Annotated in this window: 22 protein-coding genes; 10 read left to right on the top strand and 12 right to left on the bottom strand. The window is 57.8% G+C overall.

Features of this window, described 5'->3' with window-relative positions:
* Nucleotides 1-21: 21 nt before the first annotated feature.
* The 7 genes from I6N98_RS05760 to I6N98_RS05790 all read left to right on the top strand — a co-directional run bounded on the left by I6N98_RS05760 (nucleotide 22) and on the right by I6N98_RS05790 (nucleotide 5,950).
* Nucleotides 22-900, top strand: coding sequence for an SDR family NAD(P)-dependent oxidoreductase (locus I6N98_RS05760; RefSeq protein ID WP_198570845.1), 879 nt, complete (start codon nucleotides 22-24; stop codon nucleotides 898-900).
* A 125-nt stretch (nucleotides 901-1,025) separates the two neighbouring features.
* A complete protein-coding gene (locus tag I6N98_RS05765) occupies nucleotides 1,026-1,631 on the top strand; it encodes a TetR/AcrR family transcriptional regulator (protein WP_198570846.1) in 606 nt (201 codons plus the stop codon).
* Nucleotides 1,632-1,700: 69 nt separating this feature from the next.
* Entirely contained in the window at nucleotides 1,701-2,681 is a 981-nt protein-coding gene (locus I6N98_RS05770) for an aromatic ring-hydroxylating oxygenase subunit alpha (protein WP_198570847.1), read from the top strand.
* Between the two features lie 53 nt (nucleotides 2,682-2,734).
* Entirely contained in the window at nucleotides 2,735-3,505 is a 771-nt protein-coding gene (locus I6N98_RS05775) for an acetoacetate decarboxylase family protein (protein WP_198570848.1), read from the top strand.
* Nucleotides 3,506-3,615: 110 nt separating this feature from the next.
* Nucleotides 3,616-3,993, top strand: a complete 378-nt coding sequence (locus I6N98_RS05780) for a DUF6491 family protein (protein ID WP_198570849.1) — start codon at nucleotides 3,616-3,618, stop codon at nucleotides 3,991-3,993.
* A 107-nt stretch (nucleotides 3,994-4,100) separates the two neighbouring features.
* Complete coding sequence (locus I6N98_RS05785) at nucleotides 4,101-5,486, top strand: alanine/glycine:cation symporter family protein (protein ID WP_198570850.1); 1,386 nt, start codon at nucleotides 4,101-4,103, stop codon at nucleotides 5,484-5,486.
* Nucleotides 5,487-5,578: 92 nt separating this feature from the next.
* A complete protein-coding gene (locus tag I6N98_RS05790) occupies nucleotides 5,579-5,950 on the top strand; it encodes a DUF3703 domain-containing protein (protein WP_198570851.1) in 372 nt (123 codons plus the stop codon).
* Here I6N98_RS05790 and mtnC read toward each other — a convergent pair.
* The 4 genes from mtnC to mtnA are packed head-to-tail and all read right to left on the bottom strand — an operon-like array spanning nucleotide 5,947 to nucleotide 8,905.
* Nucleotides 5,947-6,624, bottom strand: a complete 678-nt coding sequence (gene mtnC / locus I6N98_RS05795) for an acireductone synthase (RefSeq protein WP_198570852.1) — start codon at nucleotides 6,622-6,624, stop codon at nucleotides 5,947-5,949. The genes I6N98_RS05790 and mtnC overlap by 4 nt on opposite strands.
* Nucleotides 6,624-7,169, bottom strand: a complete 546-nt coding sequence (locus I6N98_RS05800; protein ID WP_198570853.1) for a 1,2-dihydroxy-3-keto-5-methylthiopentene dioxygenase — start codon at nucleotides 7,167-7,169, stop codon at nucleotides 6,624-6,626. Before I6N98_RS05800 ends, mtnC begins: the two co-directional genes overlap by 1 nt.
* A complete protein-coding gene (locus I6N98_RS05805; protein WP_232787474.1) occupies nucleotides 7,166-7,843 on the bottom strand; it encodes a methylthioribulose 1-phosphate dehydratase in 678 nt (225 codons plus the stop codon). Before I6N98_RS05805 ends, I6N98_RS05800 begins: the two co-directional genes overlap by 4 nt.
* Nucleotides 7,844-7,849: 6 nt before the next feature.
* Nucleotides 7,850-8,905 carry an S-methyl-5-thioribose-1-phosphate isomerase gene (gene mtnA, locus I6N98_RS05810; protein ID WP_232787475.1) on the bottom strand — a complete coding sequence of 352 codons (1,056 nt, stop codon included), beginning with the start codon at nucleotides 8,903-8,905 and terminating at the stop codon, nucleotides 7,850-7,852.
* Nucleotides 8,906-9,125: 220 nt separating this feature from the next.
* Here mtnA and I6N98_RS05815 point away from each other — a divergent pair, with 220 nt between their 5' ends.
* Nucleotides 9,126-9,578, top strand: a complete 453-nt coding sequence (locus I6N98_RS05815) for a DUF2489 domain-containing protein (RefSeq protein ID WP_198570855.1) — start codon at nucleotides 9,126-9,128, stop codon at nucleotides 9,576-9,578.
* Nucleotides 9,579-9,599: 21 nt separating this feature from the next.
* Here the strand turns inward: I6N98_RS05815 and I6N98_RS05820 are convergent, their stop codons facing one another.
* Genes I6N98_RS05820 through I6N98_RS05835 form a run of 4 tightly spaced genes read right to left on the bottom strand, consistent with a single transcriptional unit; the run spans nucleotide 9,600 to nucleotide 12,770 of the window.
* Nucleotides 9,600-10,208: a TetR/AcrR family transcriptional regulator gene (locus tag I6N98_RS05820; protein ID WP_198570856.1), complete on the bottom strand. Its 609-nt coding sequence runs from the start codon at nucleotides 10,206-10,208 to the stop codon at nucleotides 9,600-9,602.
* Between the two features lie 19 nt (nucleotides 10,209-10,227).
* Nucleotides 10,228-11,109, bottom strand: a complete 882-nt coding sequence (locus tag I6N98_RS05825) for a GIDE domain-containing protein (protein ID WP_198570857.1) — start codon at nucleotides 11,107-11,109, stop codon at nucleotides 10,228-10,230.
* A gap of 15 nt (nucleotides 11,110-11,124) precedes the next feature.
* Nucleotides 11,125-11,697 (bottom strand): LemA family protein, encoded by a 573-nt coding sequence (locus tag I6N98_RS05830; RefSeq protein ID WP_198570858.1) that lies wholly within the window; start codon nucleotides 11,695-11,697, stop codon nucleotides 11,125-11,127.
* Between the two features lie 35 nt (nucleotides 11,698-11,732).
* Nucleotides 11,733-12,770: a cysteine synthase A gene (locus I6N98_RS05835; protein WP_232787476.1), complete on the bottom strand. Its 1,038-nt coding sequence runs from the start codon at nucleotides 12,768-12,770 to the stop codon at nucleotides 11,733-11,735.
* A gap of 273 nt (nucleotides 12,771-13,043) precedes the next feature.
* On the opposite strand from I6N98_RS05835, the gene I6N98_RS05840 reads away from it, so the two are divergent.
* Nucleotides 13,044-13,607, top strand: a complete 564-nt coding sequence (locus I6N98_RS05840) for a sigma-70 family RNA polymerase sigma factor (RefSeq protein WP_198570859.1) — start codon at nucleotides 13,044-13,046, stop codon at nucleotides 13,605-13,607.
* The gene (locus I6N98_RS05845; RefSeq protein WP_198570860.1) at nucleotides 13,604-14,272 is read left to right on the top strand and encodes a ChrR family anti-sigma-E factor; all 669 of its coding nucleotides are present in this window, start codon (nucleotides 13,604-13,606) and stop codon (nucleotides 14,270-14,272) included. The genes I6N98_RS05840 and I6N98_RS05845 overlap by 4 nt, the downstream gene beginning before the upstream one ends.
* Nucleotides 14,273-14,384: 112 nt before the next feature.
* On the opposite strand, the gene I6N98_RS05850 is transcribed toward I6N98_RS05845, so the two are convergent.
* The 4 genes from I6N98_RS05850 to I6N98_RS05865 all read right to left on the bottom strand — a co-directional run bounded on the left by I6N98_RS05850 (nucleotide 14,385) and on the right by I6N98_RS05865 (nucleotide 19,102).
* Nucleotides 14,385-16,919: a TonB-dependent receptor gene (locus I6N98_RS05850; RefSeq protein WP_232787477.1), complete on the bottom strand. Its 2,535-nt coding sequence runs from the start codon at nucleotides 16,917-16,919 to the stop codon at nucleotides 14,385-14,387.
* Between the two features lie 102 nt (nucleotides 16,920-17,021).
* Nucleotides 17,022-17,768, bottom strand: coding sequence for an esterase/lipase family protein (locus tag I6N98_RS05855; RefSeq protein WP_198570861.1), 747 nt, complete (start codon nucleotides 17,766-17,768; stop codon nucleotides 17,022-17,024).
* 86 nt (nucleotides 17,769-17,854) lie between these two features.
* Complete coding sequence (locus I6N98_RS05860; protein WP_198570862.1) at nucleotides 17,855-18,745, bottom strand: GGDEF domain-containing protein; 891 nt, start codon at nucleotides 18,743-18,745, stop codon at nucleotides 17,855-17,857.
* A 3-nt stretch (nucleotides 18,746-18,748) separates the two neighbouring features.
* Entirely contained in the window at nucleotides 18,749-19,102 is a 354-nt protein-coding gene (locus tag I6N98_RS05865; protein WP_198570863.1) for an Hpt domain-containing protein, read from the bottom strand.
* Nucleotides 19,103-19,145: the final 43 nt, after the last annotated feature.

Raw genomic sequence — 19,145 nt, forward strand, 5'->3', positions numbered from 1 at the left:
ATAACGATGGAGGATCTGGCAGTGCAGGATTTCAAAGGCAAAGTGGCATTGATCACCGGGGGCGCCAGCGGCGTCGGGCGGGCGCTGGCGCGTCTGCTGGCCGGTCAGGGAGCCAAAGTGGCTATCGCTGATATCGAGGCGGAGGCGCTGGAGAAAACCCTGGCAGAGCTCAAAGGCCAAGGCGCCGAGGCGTTTGCTCAGGTGGCTGACGTCACCAGTGCCGGCTCAATGAAGGAGCTGGCAGAGGCGGTCTTTACACATTTTGGTGAAGTGCATCTGGTGTTTGCCAACGCCGGGGTCGGCACTGGTGAAGCCGGTAATATGTGGGACTATGAAATCAACGATTGGGAGTGGGGCTTCGGCGTTAACACCTGGGGCCTGATACACACCATCAACGCCTTTATGCCCAGACTGATTGCCCAGGACAAAGAGGCTCACTTTGTGGTCACTGGCTCGGGCAATGGCGCCTTTTTAATGTTGCCCAATACGCCCATCTATACCGCCAGTAAAGCGGCCGTCCAGGCGATTACCGAAAACCTGTATTTTCAGGTTCAGGCGATGGCAACCCCGGTGAAAATCAATGCGCTGTTTCCCGGCCCCCATGTCGTCAATACCGGCATCTTTAACTCCGAGCGCAACCGGCCTGAGGACTTGCCTGGTAATCCTGACAAACCGGATTCCGGTATCCACTCGGTGGATGACATGAAGGAGATCATGGCCCAGTTCGATATGGAACTGCAGACCACTGAGCCCGAGGAAGTTGCCGAATTTGCCCTACAGGGAATTCGCGACGACAAGTTCTGGATCACGCCGATGTCGGAGAAATCCCGGGCTGCACTGCGCGCGCGGATCGACGGTATTCTCAACGGCGAGAACCCGACGCCGCCGGATGTGCTATAGCGTGCCGCCGATCATGCGGGAGCGGCCTGCCAGGTGCGGCCTGCCAGGTGCGGCCAGCCTGGCCGGGCCAGCCAGGCTGGGCCTGATAGAATGGCCGTTGCAGAAATAAAATAGGGAGACAGATAGTGCCGGTTGCACAACTTGGGCGCCGCGAGCGCAAGAAAAAGGCGGTTCGCGACAGCATCTGCAACGAGACCATCAAACTGATTGAGCGCCATGGCGTGGATGGCGTCACCATCGACGCCATTTGCGACTGCGTGGATATTGCCAAAAAGACCTTCTACAACTACTACGCCAGTAAGCACGAGTTGTTGCTGGACCTGTGCCAAATGGTGCTGCTGCAGGGTACCGAGGCGATGATGTTGGAGGTGATGCACAGTGGCAAATCCGCCGGCGATCAGTTGGCGGAAATTATTGCAGTGATTGCCAAACGGGATCAGGACGCTGGCGGTCTGGAGCGGGAATTGATTGCCTATTCAGTTAATGCCATGTCGGTGAACCTCCAGCAGGGCGCCGGGCAGTTGGCCTATATCAACCGGATGTTTCTGGCTTTTTTTCAGCACAACAGCGATGCGTTAAAAGCCGAAATGACGCCGGCGTTCTGCGCCGAGATGACAGTGGGCATGCTCAACGCCGTGACGCTCAACTGGCTTCACAACAAGGACTATGACTCCACCAGCCGATACGCCATGCTACTCAGCTATCTGCAAAATAGCATGTTAAAAACCTAGCCCATGCTTGACCAAAATTAGGAAACCATATACTTTTTGTATACCACGGTTACCTTTTTGGTGGAGCGGATGAATAAGAGATATAACAAACCCATTCCTTTCGGTTGGTTCGCCATCGCCTACACCAGCGAGTTGGCACCCGGTGACGTTAAGCCCCTGCATTATTTCGGTCGTGAGCTGGTTTTGTTCCGCACCGAGGGCGGTGACGCCGCGTTGCTGGATGCCCACTGCCCGCACCTGGGAGCCCATTTGGGCCACGGCGGCAAAGTGACGGGAGACAGTATCGCCTGCCCCTTCCACGCCTGGCAGTTCAATGGCGAGGGCTACTGCACCAAGGTGCCCTACGCTAAAAATATGCCTCCCAAAGTAGACGGCAAGCAGGTAATACGTCGCTACCCCCTGCGGGAAGTGAACCAAATGATCTGGGCCTGGTATCACCCCGAGGATGCTGAACCACTATTTGAAGTGGAGCGCCACGCCGAGCTGCATTCCCCCGAGTGGACCGACATTGATGTGTTCGACTGGGAGATCAACGCCATCATTCAGGAAACCGGCGAGAATGCGGCGGACATCGCTCACTTTGTGACCGTACACGAATCTCCGGAAATGCCAGTGGGGCAAGTGACCCACGACGGTTATACCCGCTGTACTCTGATGGACAGCCAGCAGCACGCTATTGATGAGCATGGCAATGTCGACCTCAGCGGCGAAAACTTTGACCAGGGCCGCTTGGAATCCTGGAGTTTTGGTCCGGGGCAGACTTTTCAGAAATTTTCCCGCTTGTTCGATATCGTGATGATGGGCACCGTGACCCCCATCGACGATCAGCGTCTGCATATGCGCTTTAACTTTAGTATGCCCAGGGCCCAGACCGAGGAGCATACCCTCTACGCCCACGCCTTCCGGGACGAAATTGTCCGTCAGGTGGGCCAGGATATTCCCATCTGGGAGAACAAGGTTTACCTCGATGACCCGGCACTGTGCGATGGCGACGGCCCCATTGCCCGCTACCGCAAGTGGTTTAGCCAGTTCTATGTGGACGCCGCTTAAGGGGCGCCACCCGTTCCAGCAATCCGCACACTAACGATAATAAGGAGCCCGCAATGAGCGACCAAACCATGCCTCCCGCTAAGCCTGGGGATATTCTCAACTGGCCGATGCTGAAGATTCGCTACCTGTCTGACACCGACAGTGTGGCGAAGCTGTTGCCGCCGGGTATCCAGCCCGGTAAAGAGCCTGGCGTGACCATCACCATCTATAATTTCCCCGTACTGGGCGAGCCGGAATACGGCTGTGTGGTGAACGTTGATGCCACCTATAACGACATTGAGGGGGAGTACACCCTGGGCATTGGCATTGATCAGGAGGCGGCGATTTATAGCAGCCAGGAACGCTGGGGGCAGCCCAAGTTCTATGCGGATACCCAGTATTACCGCTTGATGGATTACGTCTCTGCCAAGGTCAGCCACCGCGGCTATACCTTTTTGGAATTTAATGGCCAGGTAACCGGCGAAGGAGAAAAGCCCGCCGAGTTTGAAACCAATGAATGGTGGATTAAACATCTGCGGGGCGTGGACATGGAAAACCCCAGCTGGGATTTTCCGCCCCATGTGGTGCGGGTCTATGCCAAGTACGGCACCGCTCAGGTAGAGAAACTGCAAGGGCAAGTCAAGTTGTTGGACAGCCCTTGGGACCCCATCGCCAAGCACCTGCCCATGCGCAGTGAAGCAGAGGCCTGGTTGTGGACGCCCATTTTCCTTGATCGCCGCATCACCCTGGAAGGTCCGCTGGACGCCGAAGCCTTTTGGCCCTACGCCGACACCATTGGTGGCTCGCGCTGGCCCGGGGAAAATGGCGGTCCCAAGAAGGACTGATCCTCGTTGTGGGTAGAGGTGTGTCCAGCGTCCTGGCCAGAATGGAACGCAGTGGCAGTTGCAAGGGTCAAAACCTGTGACTGCCAATGATCCCAGCCCAAGGGGGAACAATGAAACGTTCAGTGCTGAGCCTGTCTCTTTCCGCGCTACTCATGCTGACGGCCTGCGCCAACTCACCGCGCAGTACCGAGCAAATACTGAGTGATCGCGGTTTTCAGCGTGGTGAGACGGTAGATAGAATTAAGGATTACCAGATCAGTGGCTGGAACTACGTGGACGAGCGCCACGTTATTTTTAACGCCGGTCCGTCCCGCAACTATTTGATCACTCTAAAGATCGATTGCCGGGATCTCAGTGGTGCTGAATATATCGGTTTTAGCTCTACCACCAGCGACGTCACCAAGTTTGACAAAGTGGTGGTGGGAACGCCGATCGGTCCCAGATCCTGTCCCATCGATACGCTCACCAAGCTGGAAAAAATCGACTAGTTGTGGCGGCTCGCTGAGCTTGCTAAACCAGTGATCCCAAGGCGGGGTGTTTGCATTACCCCGCCGTTTTCACAACACTGTCCCAAACCTGAATTTGGAACGGTGTCATGTCTTTTACTGCGCAACTGGAAAACGCCTTTAACGCCTTCGCTAACTTTATGTGGAGCACGCCGCTGGTGGTGTTGCTGGTGGGCGGCGGCATAGCGTTAACGCTGTATTCCAGGCTGCGCCCCTACCGTTATATCGGTCATTCTCTGGCCCTGTTGCGGGGTAAATACAGCCACGACGATGACCCCGGGCATGTCTCTCACGCCCAAGCCCTGTCGACTGCCCTGTCGGGAACCTTGGGTCTGGGCAATGTGGCGGGGGTGGCCATTGCCATCAGTGTCGGCGGCCCGGGGGCAGTGTTCTGGATGTGGGTGACCGCCATTGTCGGGGTAACCACCAAGTTCTATACCGCGACACTGGCAGTGATGTACCGGGGGCGGGACTCCGAAGGCACCTTGCGGGGCGGCCCCATGTACGTGATCCGCGAAGGGCTGGGTCGGCGCTGGTACCCCTTGGCGGTGCTGTTTGCCATTGCCGGGGCCCTGGGTACGCTGCCGCTGTTTCAGGCCAATCAATTTATCACTTTGTTGCGAGAGGTGGTCGCTCAACCGGCGGGCTGGGCGACGGCGGAGTCCCATCGCGGCTTTGATTTTATCACCGGTGCAGTGTTGGCCCTGCTGGTTTGGGCGGTGGTTGCCGGCCGTATCGAGCGCATCGGTAAGCTTACGGTGCGGCTGGTGCCCAGCATGGTGCTGCTCTACCTGGGTATGGGTGGCATCGTGATGCTGGCCCACGCCAGTGAAATTCCCGCGGCGCTGGGGCTGATTGTCAGCGATGCCTTCTCCGGTCAGGCTGCCGCTGGCGGCGCTATCGGATCGGTCATCATGGTGGGAGTGCGGCGGGGCGCCTTTAGCAATGAAGCGGGTATTGGCACCGAGTCCATGGCCCACGGCGCCGCTCGAACAAGAGAGCCGGTGCGGGAAGGCATCGTCGCCATGACCGGTCCGGTCATCGATACCTTGATTGTCTGTACCTGTACTGCGCTGATGATCCTGTTAACCGGAGTCTGGCAAAGCGGCGGTGATATTGAGGGTGTGGCGCTGACCGCGGAAGCGGTAGCGACGGTGTTCCCCAATATCGGTATCTATCTGCTGCTGTTGATGGTGGCGCTACTGAGCTTCAGTACCATCGTGACCTTCTGGTTTTACGGCGCCAAATGCGTGGGCTTTTTACTGGGGGCCCACCGCCAGCATTGGTATACCCCGGTCTACATCGGGTTGATCATTCTGGGGGCGGTCACGTCCCTGGACCTGGTTAACGGCCTGTTAATTGGCATGTACGCGGTGATGGCCATCCCCACCATGGTGTCGACCCTGCTTTTGGCGCCCAAGGTGAATCAGGCAGCGCGGCGTTATTTTGCCAAGCTGGCGAGCGATTCTCCTTGACCATGAAGTGGCTCCAGGTGCCAGTCTAGCGCCGGTGTATTTACTGGATAGAGCGCTATGCAAAAGACAGGTGAGTTCAAGGAAGCGTGGCAATGAATCAATTTGCCCGGAACCTTCGTCCCCATATAAAGCAGGAACTGGCACGCTATCGCTTGGCACTTGCCGATGGTCGCCCCGACCAAGCCTTTGTTCACCTGGAACGAGCTCACGTGTTGGGGCAGGGGGTGACGCGTTATCACCTTGCGGCCCACTGGCATATGCTGTGCTGGGAGCTGCGGTATCGCCGTGGCAGGGGGGCGCCGGGTCAGCTGCTGCGTCTGGTCGGGGCGCTGATATTGACACCCCCGGGGCTGTTGCCGACCGGCAATACCGGTGGCAGCAATATCAGTGCCTTTAAAAGCATGCCTGTAGAGCCAGAGCTGGCAGAGATACTGCGACGCTCGCGGCAGCTTAAGTCACGTTAGAAATCGATTTCGCTAAAGTCTCTGACGCTGAGGTGGGGGCTGCGATGTTGCAGCTCGCCCTGCCGTTGCACCCACACCGTGGTCATACCCGCCTGCGTTGCCGCATCCAGTTCCTCAACCACGTCAGAGAGGAACGCAATATGGGTGGCGGGTAAATCAATACTGCGGACGATGCTGCGATAAGAGGCCGCGTCCCGCTTGTTGCCGGTGGTGGTGTCAAAGTAGTCGCTAAACAGTCCCCGTAGGTCTCCCGCCTCGGTGTGGCCAAACAGGAGTTTTTGCGCAAAGGTCGAGCCCGAAGAATAGACGTAGAGAGCGCGTTTCTGTCGCTGCCATTGTTGCAGTACGTCAACGGCGTCGGGGTAGATGTGAGCGTGAAAATCGCCGCTTTTGTAGCCGTGCTCCCAAATCAATCCTTGCAGGGTTTTAAGCGGGGTGATTTTCCTGTCCTCGGCGATCCACTGCAACAGCGCCGTGATAAGGCCCTCGATATCGTCGCCGGGGATTCCGGCGGCGTAAGCCGCCTCGGCCAGTGCCGCGCTGACTTTGGATTCGCCGGCATGCTGGCGGACAAAGTCCGGCAGGCGTTCGGTCGAGTAGGGAAACAGGACCTTGTGGACAAAGTCGATATCGGTGGTGGTGCCTTCGATATCGGTGACGATAGCCTTGATCATTAATTCTCCAGCCGTGAATACGATGCGGCAATATCGCTGCCACTGTAGTGGGCTACCCAGCCGTCGGGGTTGTTGAAAAACCGAATTGCCACTAGATCGGGGTTGGGGCCCAGGTCGAACCAGTGGCGGGTATTGGCAGGTACGCTGAGCAAGTCGCCTTGTTCGCAGGTAACTTCGTACACGCGGCTGCCAATATGCAGTGCAAACAAACCCTGACCCCGCACAAAGAAACGGACCTCGTCTTCGCTGTGGTGGTGCTCGGACAGGAATTTATCCCGCAGTGCGACTTTGTCAGGGTGGTCACTGCCCAGGCTGATCACATCGACAGTCTGATAGCCCTCTGTGGCACATAAATCATTTATCTGCGCTTTATAAGCAGCGATAACCGCCTCTTGGCTGTCGCCGGCGCGGATGTCGGGGGAGGTAGGCCACTGCTCAAAGCGCACGCCAACTTCAGCCAGCATACGCTGAATCTGCTTGGGCTCCTCGGTGCTGCTTAGCGGCTGTGAAGGCTTGTTGTCGTCGAAAACGGCCAAATGGCTCATTGTTTTTCTCCCGTGTGCTGGCCTGGGTGCAGGCGCCGCCGCTCCAGTTCGCATTGCAATAAAAATTCAACCGCCTCGAGTTTGTCGAGACAGCTGTCCAGATCGTCACTCCAGCAATACACACCATGGCCCCGTATCAAGTAGGCCGGGCAGTCGGGCTTGGCGGCCAGGTAGGTATCTACCTTCGCCGCCATGCGGGAAATGGTCTGGTCGTTGTCGAAAATTGGCAATACGACTTTGGTATTGTGACTGTCGACACCGCTGAAAGCCTTCAGCACCTCGTATCCCGTCAATACTAATTCACTGCCCTGGGTTTCCAGCGACAGCACGGTACTGTTGACGGAGTGACAGTGGAGCACCGCGCCAATGTTGGCAAAGCGGGCATAGAGCTGCGTGTGCAGCAGGGTTTCCGCCGACGGCTTGCCGTCGGTGAGAGGCGTTCCGGATTGATCCACGGCAATAAAGTCGTCGGGGCCCAGTTTGCCTTTATGCCGCCCCGAGGCGGTGACAATGGCAGTGGTGGGGCTTAAACGCAGCGAGAAATTGCCGCTGGTCGCCGGCACCCAGCCGCGTTGGTGCAGTTGCTCGCCGGCGGCAGCCAGGGCGGTTGCGCTTTCGTAAAAGCGCCGGTCTCGCGGCACAGCCGCTTCGATACGAGGATCAGTTGATGCCATCGAAAGCTACTCCTTAGCCGTTTGCAGGTGCGCCGTCACGCTCTCCCGGCTGGGGGAGTGAATAACGCCGTACTCGGTGACGATGGCGTCGATCAATGACGCCGGCGTGACATCAAAGGCGGGGTTGAGACTGATGCAGTTGCTGGGCGCCACCTGGGCGCCGCGGCTGTGGGTGATTTCCTCGCCGGGACGCTGCTCAATGGGGATATCGTCGCCATCCAGAGAGGGGTCAAAAGTGCTGATCGGAGCCGCCACCATAAACTTCACACCGTGGTGGCGAGCCAGGATCGCGAGATTGTAGCTGCCGATTTTGTTGGCGACATCGCCATTGGCGGCAATGCGATCGGCGCCGATGATTACCCAACTTGGCTTGAGTGAGCGCATCAGATGGCCGGCGGCGCCCTCGGTGGCCAAGCTAACATCGATGCCGTCCTGCATTAACTCCCAGGTGGTCAAGCGGGCACCCTGCAACCAGGGGCGGGTTTCTCCGGCAATAACGCCACGCAGCTTGCCGCCGGCGTGGGCACTGCGGATGACCCCCAGCGCCGTCCCGTAGCCACCAGTGGCTAATGCACCGGCATTGCAGTGGGTGTAGACCAGGCTGTCGGGGGCAATCAGCGCGGCGCCGTGATCGCCAATGCGCTGATTGATGGCTAGATCTTCTGCCAGTAGCTGGTGTGCCAGTTGCAACAAGGCCTCTGCGACGTCGCCGCCGTTACCGTATTGCTCAATGGTTTGGTCGGCCCGGGTCAGAGCCCAAAATAGATTGACCGCGGTGGGGCGGGAGTTTGCCAGAGCGTGGCGGGCTGCTGACAGCGCCTGGGTCCAGGCGGCAACGCTGGGGAGCGGGCCGACGGACCTGGCCGCCAGTGCCATGCCATAGGCGGCGGTAATCCCAATAGCGGGTGCACCACGTACCACCATATCGCGGATGGCGTCGGCCACTGCCGCCGCGCTGTCAAAGCGCAGATAGTGTATTTCTGTGGGTAATAGGCGTTGATCCAGCAGCTCCAGCTGGTTATCACGCCACTGTATGGCGGCGGGAGTTGGCAAAGCGGTCACTCCAGATTATCGGCGGCGTCCCCGCACGGTGGGCGGGGATGTTTCGGGGGCGTGATTATAATGCAGGCGTCTCCACTGTCACATCCATTTTGAATGCGGTCATTATGAATGCAGTGTGACAAGGTTGGGCGCTGCGCGGGGGGTGCCAGCGGTCACTGAATTTCGATTATTGAGCGGTCTGGCGCTATGCTGTCTGTATAGCATTAGAACTGAGGTGAGGATGAGCGATTTAGCGGTACTGGCGTGGATCGGTGTTGTGATTGTGGTGGTATTGGCGGTGATCGCCGGGCGGTTGCTGTGGTTGCTGCACCGCCAGCGTCAGGCCGAGCAGGCCCGAGCGGAAGCGGAGTCTGAGGTGGGGCAAAAGGTGGCGGTGGAGGCCCTGGACAGCGTACAGATTCTGGCGCGCTGCTACCTGGCGGGGCAGGTGGGCGGCAGTGAGGCGGCGCTGCGCATCGCCGTGCTGCTGGACCAACCGGCGATGTCCACCACTCACCGAGAACAGGGCCGGGTATTTACCGAAGTGGCGGCAAAATTGTCGCATATTCCCACCCACGCTGATTGGAAGGCCCTGTCCCGGGCAGAGCGGGAGCAATTTCGCCAGGAGATGGAGGCATTAGAGTCCCGTTTTGCCGAGTCGATGAAGGCCGCGGCGGAACAATTGGTCGCGTAGCCCCGACACGCGCCGGCAAGCTCAGGCCGGAGAGCGGTGTTTTTCCACCAACTGGGTGAGGCCGTCCACCATGTCCTGCTGCAATTGCAATTGGGCATTGAGCTGGCTGGTTTCCAGCGGGTCGATACCAAATATCGCCTGGTGCAGGGGCGATAAGGTGACATAGCCCAGAATCATACAGTGGAAGGCCATGGCGGCAGGAATATTGATCCACTCCCGGTCGGGGTTGGTGGCGCTGTCACTGAAAAAGGCGAAAAACTTGCGATACCAGCGCTCGCTGAGCAGATCGAGGGTCTCGTCCCGGGCCAGGGTGGCGTGCTGGACCAAGCGCGCAATATTGGGATTGGCGGCCAGCGCCGACATCACCTCGTGAATCTGTTTGTGGGTTTCGCTGAAATCGGCGGTAGGCTGTAACTGACTGGTGACCTCCGCCAGTGGGGCGAACAGTTTTGCGCAAACGGCTTCGTAAATATCCAGCTTGTTGGCGTAGTGCTTGTAGATGCCAGGGCTGCTGATGCCGACTTCGGCGGCGATCTCACTCACCGAGGTGGCGGCAAAACCCTGTTGGGCAAACAGGTTCTCTGCAACCTCGAGAATGCGCTCTCGCGTATTGGTGCGCGGGCTTGTCATTGTTGTGGTTCCATGCGCCCTACAGCGCGCTTTTATTCAGTAGTAACCAGGCGAAACCGGCGGTGGCGGCCAGGCTGACGACAAGCAGGCCCAGCGCCTGCCAGCGAAAGCGCCGGCTCAGTGATTCCGGTTCAGAGGTGGCGATGATAAACGGTTGTCGCCGGTCAGGCGAATACACCATAGTGTGGATGGCGGCGCGGGGCGTTTGCTTGTGCCGCTCCCGGGCGGCCTGGCGTTGGGCTTCCTCCCGGGCCAGTGCCCATTCCTGAAGGTCTATTTCGCCATCGCCATTGCGGTCAAAGCGGGTCACCAGGCGGTCGTAATCCTGTTTCCATTCATTGAGGATGTCCGCCATTCGGGCCTTGTCAACTTCCTGATTGCTGGGGGGGTGGCGGGTTTCAAACTGGCCGATGACGTAGAGCAGGTCGTCGCTACACAGCAGTTCTTCGGTATAGCGATAGCGGCGCCCCAGCAGGCTGAACCCGCCCTCGCTGCCGCTGGGGTAGCGCTGGCTGCCGTGCCAGGTGCGCTTGCGATGGGTGGTGACTTCAGCGCGGTCGGGGAATACGTAACAGTCGGCGGTGCCGTCGTTGATCCGCACCGGTCGCTCGCTGCTGCGCTGCTCCAGCGTTCTCCAGCGACTGTTTTTGCCGGAGCGCTCGTAGCGTTCGATGCGGTAGCGAAACCACAGGCAGGGCGACTGGCTGAGCCGGCTGATCAACGGCGCCTCACTGTCCCGATCCATGGCGGCGCCGATAATCTCCACGTAGCCCTGGTGGGCGGAGCGGATTTTTGACGTGGGCGTGTCTTCGATAACCCGCGCCCGGCGCAGGCGGTTAAAACTGAACCAGCCGGCACCTAATGCGGCGGCACCGGCCATCACGTGGGGCAGGTAATCCATTAGTGTGAGCAGGCCCTAGCTAAACAGCGATTTGATATCCACATCCCGCAACTCCTCTTCGCGGAATTTCAGCAGGTCGAAGGCTTTGAAGTTAAACAAGCGGGCCACAATCACATCGGGGAACTGTTCGATACGCACGTTATTGTTGTTAACGGCTTCATTGTAGGTTTCCCGCCGGTCGGCGATGGCGTTCTCCAGCGAGCTGATGCGGGACTGCAAGGCCTGGAAGGAACTGTCGGCTTTGAGTTCGGGGTAGTTTTCCGCCAGCGCAAACAGGTTGCCCAGGTTGGCCCGCAGGCCGGTTTCGGCCTCGCCGAGTGCGCGCATGTCGTGGCTGGCCTGGGCGCTGGCCACCTGCTGGCGGGCGAGGATGACTTTCTCTAGGGTGTCCTGCTCAAATTGCATGTACTGCTTGCAGGTTTCCACCAGCTTGGGGAGCTCATCGTGGCGCTGCTTTAACAACACGTCGATGTTGGCCAGGTGCTTGGTGACGGCGTGCTTCAGATTGACCAGGCCGTTGTAGAGCATGACCACGTAGATCACCACAAAGACCACGATGGCCAGGAATACCATGGTGCCAATTTCCATATTACTGAGTCCTCTGTTGGCGGCTGGGGGCAGCGTTAGTTGCGCATCCAGTCCGGAGCCGGCAGGCCCATGTTTTCCAGAAATACCGGATTGTAGAGTTTGCTCTTGTAGCGATCACCGTAGTCGCAGAGCACGGTGACGATGGTTTTGCCCGGCCCCAGCTCCTCGGCCAGCTTAACCGCGCCGGCGATGTTGATTGCCGACGAGCCGCCCAGGCACAGGCCCTCCTGGCGCAGCAGGTTAAAGATATAGGGCAGGGCGTCGGCATCGCTTATCTGGTAGGAGCGGTCCACCTGAGCCAGGCGCAGGTTGTCGGTTACCAGGCTGATACCAATGCCTTCGGTGATAGAGCGCCCTTCGCCTTCCAGCTCACCGCGGCTGAAGTAGTTGTGCAGTGAGGAGCCCTGCGGATCGGCCAGCGCGATGGTGATGTCGGGGTTGTGGCCCTTGAGCGCCCGGCTGACACCGGCCAGGGTACCGCCGGTGCCTACCGCACAGATAAAGCCGTCGACCTGACCTTCGGTCTGCTGCCAGATCTCCTCACCGGTGGTGCGCTGGTGGATATCGGTATTGGCGGGGTTGTCGAATTGGCGGGCCCATATCGCGCCGTTGGGTTCTTTTTCCACCAGTTCCTCGGCCAGTCGGCGGGCGCGGTGCACGTAGTGATTGGGGTCGCTGTAGGACGTGGCGGGAACCAAACGCAAGTCTGCTCCGTATAGATCCAGAAGCTCTATTTTTTCGCGGCTTTGACTGTGGGGCATGACGACCACACTTTTATAGCCAAGAGCGTTGGCAATCAGGGTTAAGCCGATACCGGTATTGCCCGCAGTGCCTTCCACCACGGTGCCGCCGGGGCGCAGTTGGCCCCTGGCTTCGGCGTCGCGGATGATGCCCAGAGCGGTACGGTCTTTGACGGAGCCGCCGGGGTTGAGAAATTCCGCCTTGCCGAGAATGGTACAGCCGGTCAGGGCCGATGCCGCTTCGAGTTTAATCAGAGGGGTATTGCCAATCAGGTCAGGCATTGAGGCAAAGGTTGCTGGCATGAAGATCTCCGACACGGTTTTGACCTTCATAGTAGCTCCGGCGCTCAGGTCGGGCAATGCTAAGTCTTGTTTTGACAGGGTTTTTTGCCTCTGAGGATGGCAAGTCGGAAAAGATAGAGAGGTTTTCTATTCAGCGCCGGGGAATTGCCCCCGGCTCTGATACGGGTTCGGTTGCCCCTAGCGGTAACGTTGTCGGTACAAATGTCACTGCAATTTGTGCCCAATATCGTTATCTTGTGGACAGCCGGTGGGTTGTATCCATCAGGCGGAGAATAAACAGATATGCCAGTGAGAGGTGTGTTAATGGCGGACGATTCCGCAGAGGTGGTGAAAAACGGCGCCTATTGGGCCAAGTGCATGGTTGCCGTCGCCGAACACCGTGACAAGCAGCGTTTTATGGAGTTATACGACCACTTTTCGCCCCGGGTCAACGCGTACTTAAGCGGTCAGGGGGTAGACAGTGCGATGGCGGAAGACCTAGCCCAGGAGGCGCTGTTGGCGTTGTGGAATAAGGCTCACTTGTACAAGCCAGACAAGGCCGCTGTGAGCACCTGGCTTTTTCGCGTAGCGCGTAATCTATGGATAGATAAACTGCGTAAACAGCGCGGCATAGCTTATGAAGCCGACGACTCGTTGGCAGAGCTGGAAACCACCGAGATGACCCTAGAGGCCGACGGTGATCGTATCAAGGCGGTGTTGGACCAGTTGCCGGTCAATCAGGCGCAGGTGGTCTACAAATCGTACTTCGAGGGTAAAAGCCACAGTGAGATAGCGGAGGAGACCGGTATGCCACTGGGCAGTGTTAAATCGAGCCTGCGGTTGGCCATTAGGGCCTTCCGGCAGCACTTTGGAGTTGACGTTACATGAGCAGTATTCAGCATCACCCCAGTGATGAATCGCTGATGAGTTACGCCGCGGGATCGCTCCCCGCCGCGCTGGCGCTGGTTACGGGCTGCCACCTGCAATTTTGCAGTGAGTGCCGACAGCGAGTCGCTGAAGCGGAAGCCCTGGGGGGCGCAATGGTGGACGATTTAACGCCGATGGCCATGTCTACCGGGCGCCGGGAAGCCATTCTTGAGCAACTGGATATGCCCTCAGTGGAGGCTCCCAAGCCGGCGAGGACAACAGCGTGGTCATCTCCGCCGCCGTCCACTGGCGTTCCGCGTCTATTGCATCGCTTCCTGGGAGGCAGCGACTTAGAAAGCCTGAATTGGAAAACGGTTGTACCCGGGCTGCAGCGCGTGCCACTGCCCTGTGATGAGGGTAATGCATTTATGTTGCGCATCGCGGCGGGAAAGAAAATGCCAGTACACAGCCATCAAGGCAACGAGATGACGCTGATTCTCCAAGGCGGCTACAGTGATTCTCTTGGCAAGTTTAATGCTGGAGACGTGGCTGATCTCGACGGCTCGACGGAGCATCAACCCATCGCCGATGCCGACCAAGACTGTATTTGTCTCGCCGCTCTGGATGAACCGCTGCGCTTCAAGGGCTGGATTGCTCGAGCGATGCAACCCTTTGTGCGATTCTGAATACAGCGTCTCTCAGACAATCGCAGACAAAAAAAGGCGGTGTGAAAACACCGCCTTTTTTATTTGTGCCCCGATCGCGAAGAAGCGGGGCGTTTATAGGTGTGTACTGATCTCAATAGTTGAAGATAACGTCAACACCGTAGGTGAGAGGATCGCCCCAAATCACCGCCCGGTCAGCAGCCGGCAGGTTGTCGACGGCGGTGATGGCATACTCCTTGTCCAGCAAGTTTTTGCCCCAGAAGCCGACATTGAGGCGACCGAAACGGCCTACCGGAATTTCGTTGATGCTAAGCCGGGCATTGAGCAGCCCGTAGTCTCTTTGGAAGGTGTTCACCGCGTTAGCGGCACGGGAACCGCCATTGCGCTCCGTCATGTAGTTGTAGCTCACATTGAGGGAGGTAATGCCCCAGTCCTCGTAGGCCAGGGTCAAGTCGGCGGAGGCGGTGAAGGAGTGCTCGGGTGCCGAGAAGAACACATAGGTGTCGGCAACGTCGTTACCTTCCCGGTCAGTGGCCTCGGTCACCTCGGTTTCCAGGTAGGCGTAGTTCAACATCAGCATCAGATTTTCCAGCGCCAGGAAGGTGATGTCTGACTCCAGACCGTACATCTCTGCCTCACCGGCGTTGTAGACCTTGGTGTCGGCTACGGTGCCGTTGAGGATTTGGTTGAGCTGAATATTGGTATATTGGCTGAAAAAGAGGTTGGCGTTGATCCGCAGACGGCGGTCCATCAGCTCGCTTTTAATCCCCGCCTCGTAGGAGTCGACGTTCTCTTCGTCAAAGCCATCGGCAAAGCCAAAGCCGTACACGACACCGTCAGCGGCCGGTTCATTGGTGTCGTCGCCTCTGCCGGGGGTGCCGGGAGGGCTGCCAGTGGCACCGCGCTGTGGATCGCGGGTGTTGAAGCCGCCGGACTTGTAGGCCTGTACGAATTTACCGTAAACGTTGATATCGTCGGTAATGTCGTACTCGGCAATAAAGCTAAACGATGTGTCGGTAAAGGACTGGGTGCCGCGGATATTGTCAAAGCTGCGATCACCCGGCAGCAGAAAGCCAATACCGGCCAGTATCGGTGAAAGTGGATCCAGGGTTTCGGTATCGATAGCCATATTCAGATTGTTGACTTCGATATAGGTCTTGTCCGTTTGGTTTTTAAGGGCGGTTCTGTCGTCGTCGGAGTAACGCGCACCGAAGGTCAGGTGCAGGCGGTTTTCGAGGATATCTGGCGTCCAGGTAAACTGGCCAAACAGTGCCTTCGCCTTGTTCTCTATGTCGTAGCGCTGGGACAGCATATTCATAATGCCGACGTCGCCAGCACCAATCAGAACTCCGCCTAGCAACTCTCCAAGCAGAGGAATGGGGATGACGTCGTTGCTAAGTTTAGAGCTAAATTGGTGGTGTATGGGCGAGTTATCCTCGGTGGCCTCTTCCTCGAAATAATAGGCCCCCAAGATATAGTCGACGCTGTCGTTAAACAGGGAACCGCTAAATTGAATCTCGTGGGAATACTGCTCTTGGCTGATCTCGGGGATCACCAACGGCAGGCACTCCTCGCCAGTTTGCGCCATTGCTGCGGGACCGCAGTATTCGTGGGAGTCGACCCGGTAATCCTGAGAACCCAAACCGCCGCCGAGGTCGGCATAAGAGGCGTCCACCAGCTCCCGATAGGCCCCGATGTACTTCAACTGACCGGCTTCAAAGTCCTTAGTGAGAATAAAGGCGTGGCCTTCGATTTCCGTGGAGGATTCCTCGTAGGGCATGGCAGTTGCCATCTTGGAGAAGCGGTTGTTGCTGTATTTGGATTGACTATTGGCGAATGCCTTGATGGGTTCCGCCTGCCCTTTGTTCTGCACGCCCGGTCGAACGCTTTGATACATGGTGTTGTAGTAATCAAAGTCGGACTGGTCGTAGGCGTAGTCCAGAGACATGGTGTCGGAGATATCCCAGCGCAAATCGACCCGGAAGCCCTGGACTTGGCGGTCGCCAAAGTCGCCGCCGGGGCCGGTGTTTTCGATAAACCCATCCTGCTCGGTGTACAAGTACGCCAGCTTGGCAGCCAGGTTGTCAGTCAGTGGAACATTGGCTGACGTCTTTGATGTGAACAAATTGCGCGAGCCAACGGTGAACTTTTGCTTGAATTCCAAACCTTCGGTGGTAGGGCGCTTGGTTACCAGGTTGATAGCACCACCGGTGGTATTGCGGCCGTAGAGCGTACCCTGAGGGCCACGCAGCACCTCGATGCGCTGTAGCTCAGCTACATCCAGGGCGGTACCTGTTGAGCGGGCAATATAGACACCGTCCACGTAAACGCCGATGGGTGGATCCTGAGTGACCTGCACGTCAGAAATACCAATGCCGCGAATAAAAATCCGCAGGGTGGCGTTGTTTATAGGGAAGGGCTCAATGGTCAGGCTGGGTACTTTTGAGCCGATATCACCGAGGTTGCTGATGCCGTCGATTTCCAGCCTTTCCTCGCCAAAGGCGGTCAACGAAATGGGGGTGTCCTGGAGGGATTCAGCCTTTTTCTGAGCGGTAACAATGACCTCTTCTAGGCCGAGATTTTGTTTTCCGGATTGGGCCAGGGCGGCAGGACTAATCGCCACCGCGAGGGCGCACAGCCCTCCTGTCAGGGTTTTTATTTTGCTCACGTCTCGCTCCACTGAAAGCTTATTTTTATGGACTAGTCGCTATCAACTACCATGAACGAAAGTTAATCAGGCTTAACCTTTAGCGGCTATCAGCCATATGCATTACATCTTCGTCGCCAGGATTGCCGCCAGGCGCTGGTACACCCTCGGGTTGGCGGTAAAGCCAACGTGGCTGGAGTCAACGCGAATATGCCGCGCGGCGGCGTGATTGAGACCGGCCGCGCTGGGGTGTACTAAACCGTCGCGGTGACTGAATATCACGTAGATGGGCACCGCTCTCTGGGTTGGGCGATTCTGGCTTAGCCAGCCACTGACGTCCTGCTCGTCATCGCTTGTCTCGCTGCGATAGAAGGCCTTCATCAGGCGCCAGGCCGCGGTGTTTCTGGGGTCGCCATGGGGGGTGCCCAGGGTGATAACCCGTTGAACTTGCTCGGGAAATTGATTGGCGATTTCACAGGCGTAGAGCCCGCCCATGCTCCAGCCCACAAGGCTGGGTTTTTCCCCATATTGCGCTTGCACGGTATCCAGCTGCTGGGCAAGGCGTCGTACCTGATCATCTCTGAAGCTTAAGGCCTCTTCAATTGAGCGGATCGAGCCACGGGGGAAGTTTCGGCCCAGTCCCCAGCCCAGGCTGTTATAGCCGCGTCGGGACAGCCAGCGGCGCATCAAATAGGTGCTGCCGTCGCCGCCGCCAAAGCCGGGGATCACCACCACCGGGTGGCCATCACCGTCCCGCAGGCTATTGAGGCCGCGCAGCGACCAACCCAGTGAGAGACACTCCAGCGCCGCCCGGGGTACATCGGTCACGGTATCCCGCAGGGAGGGAGTAATAACATTATTATTTTTCATACATGCATATTAAAGCTGCTAAATGAAAAAACAAGTGCGGCGTGAAGTGATGTGGTGTAAAAAAATGCGGTGATAGGGAGGGCGTGTCAATCTGCGACGATGATCCGGTTGCGCCCACTGCGCTTGGCTTTGTACAGGGCCTGGTCAGCCCGCTCCATCAGCGAGCGGCGGTCGGGGTCGCGTTTGGGCTCAAACATCGCCAGACCAATGCTGACCGTCATGGAAATCTCGCGGCCATCGCTAAGTACGGAGGGTTGGTATTCCACTGCAGAGCGAACCCGCTCGGCGATGCCCCAGGCAGAATCGCGATCTGTGGTAGGCAGAACAACGATAAACTCTTCGCCGCCGTAGCGCCCAACTTGATCGTACTCTCTGAGATTTTGGTTCAGTATCGCCACCATGTGTTGCAGGGCGGTATCACCGATGGCGTGGCCGTAGGTATCATTGATCGCTTTAAAGTGGTCGATATCCACCATCATCACGCACAGAGCGGACCCCTTGCGGCGGGCTTCGGCTAGGGTGCTATCGAACAATTCATCGATCATGCGCCGGTTCCAGCACTGGGTCAGTGAGTCCCGGGAAGCGAGCTGGTTGAGGGTTTGTTCCAGCCGCACAATTCGGCTGCCGGCAGCGATCCGGACTTTGAGCACCCGGTGGTCGAAGGGTTTGCTGAGAAAGTCGTCGGCGCCGGCCTCCATGGCCTCGATAACAGCCTCATTGCCCTCTTTGCCGGTTAGCATAAGGATATAGAAAAACTGACCGTCATCCCGGGCGCGGAGGATTTTGCACAGCTCCGGACCACTGATTCCGGGCATTGACCAATCCAGGATAAGCAAGTGAGGCGGGTTGTCCTGCTCGAGCATTTCCAGTGCGCGGTTACCGCTTTCGGCGACAACCGGGTTCAGGCCCCACTCTTCGAGGGCTGCACACAGAGCGAGACGCGTTATGGGGTCGTCATCGACGATTAAAACATCCATTTTTTACGTGTCTCTCCCCAGCAGATCTAATTGTTGCATCAAGCTGTCGAGCCTTTCGCGGGTACTTAACCAGTCGGCCTGCCAGAGCTTTAAGTCTTGCTGGTGAGCGTTGTGCTCCAGGTTGGCAACTTCCTGGTAGAATTCGCCGGTGGCAAAGTTGCCTAGGGCGCTTTTCAACTTGTGCACTGCCTGAGCCAGTGCATTCCGGTCGCCATCACTATGTGCCGCGTTGATACCCGCTAACATGCCGGGTAGTTCCCGAGCAAACAGCTCGGACAGTGAGCGAATCATCGAAGCTTTGTTGCGGGTAATATCGCGGATGCGGTGCTCGTCCAGTAGCTCTGTATTTGCAGCCATAGTCAGTGCCTTTAATTTCGTAAGGTTATGATGCCTAACTTTG

This window comes from Spongiibacter nanhainus (assembly GCF_016132545.1).
GTDB lineage: Bacteria > Pseudomonadota > Gammaproteobacteria > Pseudomonadales > Spongiibacteraceae > Spongiibacter > Spongiibacter nanhainus.

Excerpts from the sequence above, each read along its gene's own strand:
- I6N98_RS05840 (WP_198570859.1), top strand. The coding sequence starts at position 13,044 with ATGGCGGACGATTCCGCAGAGGTGGTGAAAAACGGCGCCTATTGGGCC.
- mtnC (WP_198570852.1), bottom strand. The coding sequence starts at position 6,624 with ATGATCAAGGCTATCGTCACCGATATCGAAGGCACCACCACCGATATC.
- I6N98_RS05830 (WP_198570858.1), bottom strand. The coding sequence starts at position 11,697 with ATGGAAATTGGCACCATGGTATTCCTGGCCATCGTGGTCTTTGTGGTG.
- I6N98_RS05780 (WP_198570849.1), top strand. The coding sequence starts at position 3,616 with ATGAAACGTTCAGTGCTGAGCCTGTCTCTTTCCGCGCTACTCATGCTG.
- I6N98_RS05800 (WP_198570853.1), bottom strand. The coding sequence starts at position 7,169 with ATGAGCCATTTGGCCGTTTTCGACGACAACAAGCCTTCACAGCCGCTA.
- I6N98_RS05860 (WP_198570862.1), bottom strand. The coding sequence starts at position 18,745 with ATGGATGTTTTAATCGTCGATGACGACCCCATAACGCGTCTCGCTCTG.
- I6N98_RS05790 (WP_198570851.1), top strand. The coding sequence starts at position 5,579 with ATGAATCAATTTGCCCGGAACCTTCGTCCCCATATAAAGCAGGAACTG.
- I6N98_RS05775 (WP_198570848.1), top strand. The coding sequence starts at position 2,735 with ATGAGCGACCAAACCATGCCTCCCGCTAAGCCTGGGGATATTCTCAAC.
- I6N98_RS05825 (WP_198570857.1), bottom strand. The coding sequence starts at position 11,109 with ATGGATTACCTGCCCCACGTGATGGCCGGTGCCGCCGCATTAGGTGCC.
- I6N98_RS05770 (WP_198570847.1), top strand. The coding sequence starts at position 1,701 with ATGAATAAGAGATATAACAAACCCATTCCTTTCGGTTGGTTCGCCATC.
- I6N98_RS05815 (WP_198570855.1), top strand. The coding sequence starts at position 9,126 with ATGAGCGATTTAGCGGTACTGGCGTGGATCGGTGTTGTGATTGTGGTG.
- I6N98_RS05865 (WP_198570863.1), bottom strand. The coding sequence starts at position 19,102 with ATGGCTGCAAATACAGAGCTACTGGACGAGCACCGCATCCGCGATATT.
- I6N98_RS05785 (WP_198570850.1), top strand. The coding sequence starts at position 4,101 with ATGTCTTTTACTGCGCAACTGGAAAACGCCTTTAACGCCTTCGCTAAC.
- I6N98_RS05820 (WP_198570856.1), bottom strand. The coding sequence starts at position 10,208 with ATGACAAGCCCGCGCACCAATACGCGAGAGCGCATTCTCGAGGTTGCA.
- I6N98_RS05805 (WP_232787474.1), bottom strand. The coding sequence starts at position 7,843 with ATGGCATCAACTGATCCTCGTATCGAAGCGGCTGTGCCGCGAGACCGG.
- I6N98_RS05855 (WP_198570861.1), bottom strand. The coding sequence starts at position 17,768 with ATGAAAAATAATAATGTTATTACTCCCTCCCTGCGGGATACCGTGACC.
- I6N98_RS05835 (WP_232787476.1), bottom strand. The coding sequence starts at position 12,770 with ATGAAGGTCAAAACCGTGTCGGAGATCTTCATGCCAGCAACCTTTGCC.
- I6N98_RS05845 (WP_198570860.1), top strand. The coding sequence starts at position 13,604 with ATGAGCAGTATTCAGCATCACCCCAGTGATGAATCGCTGATGAGTTAC.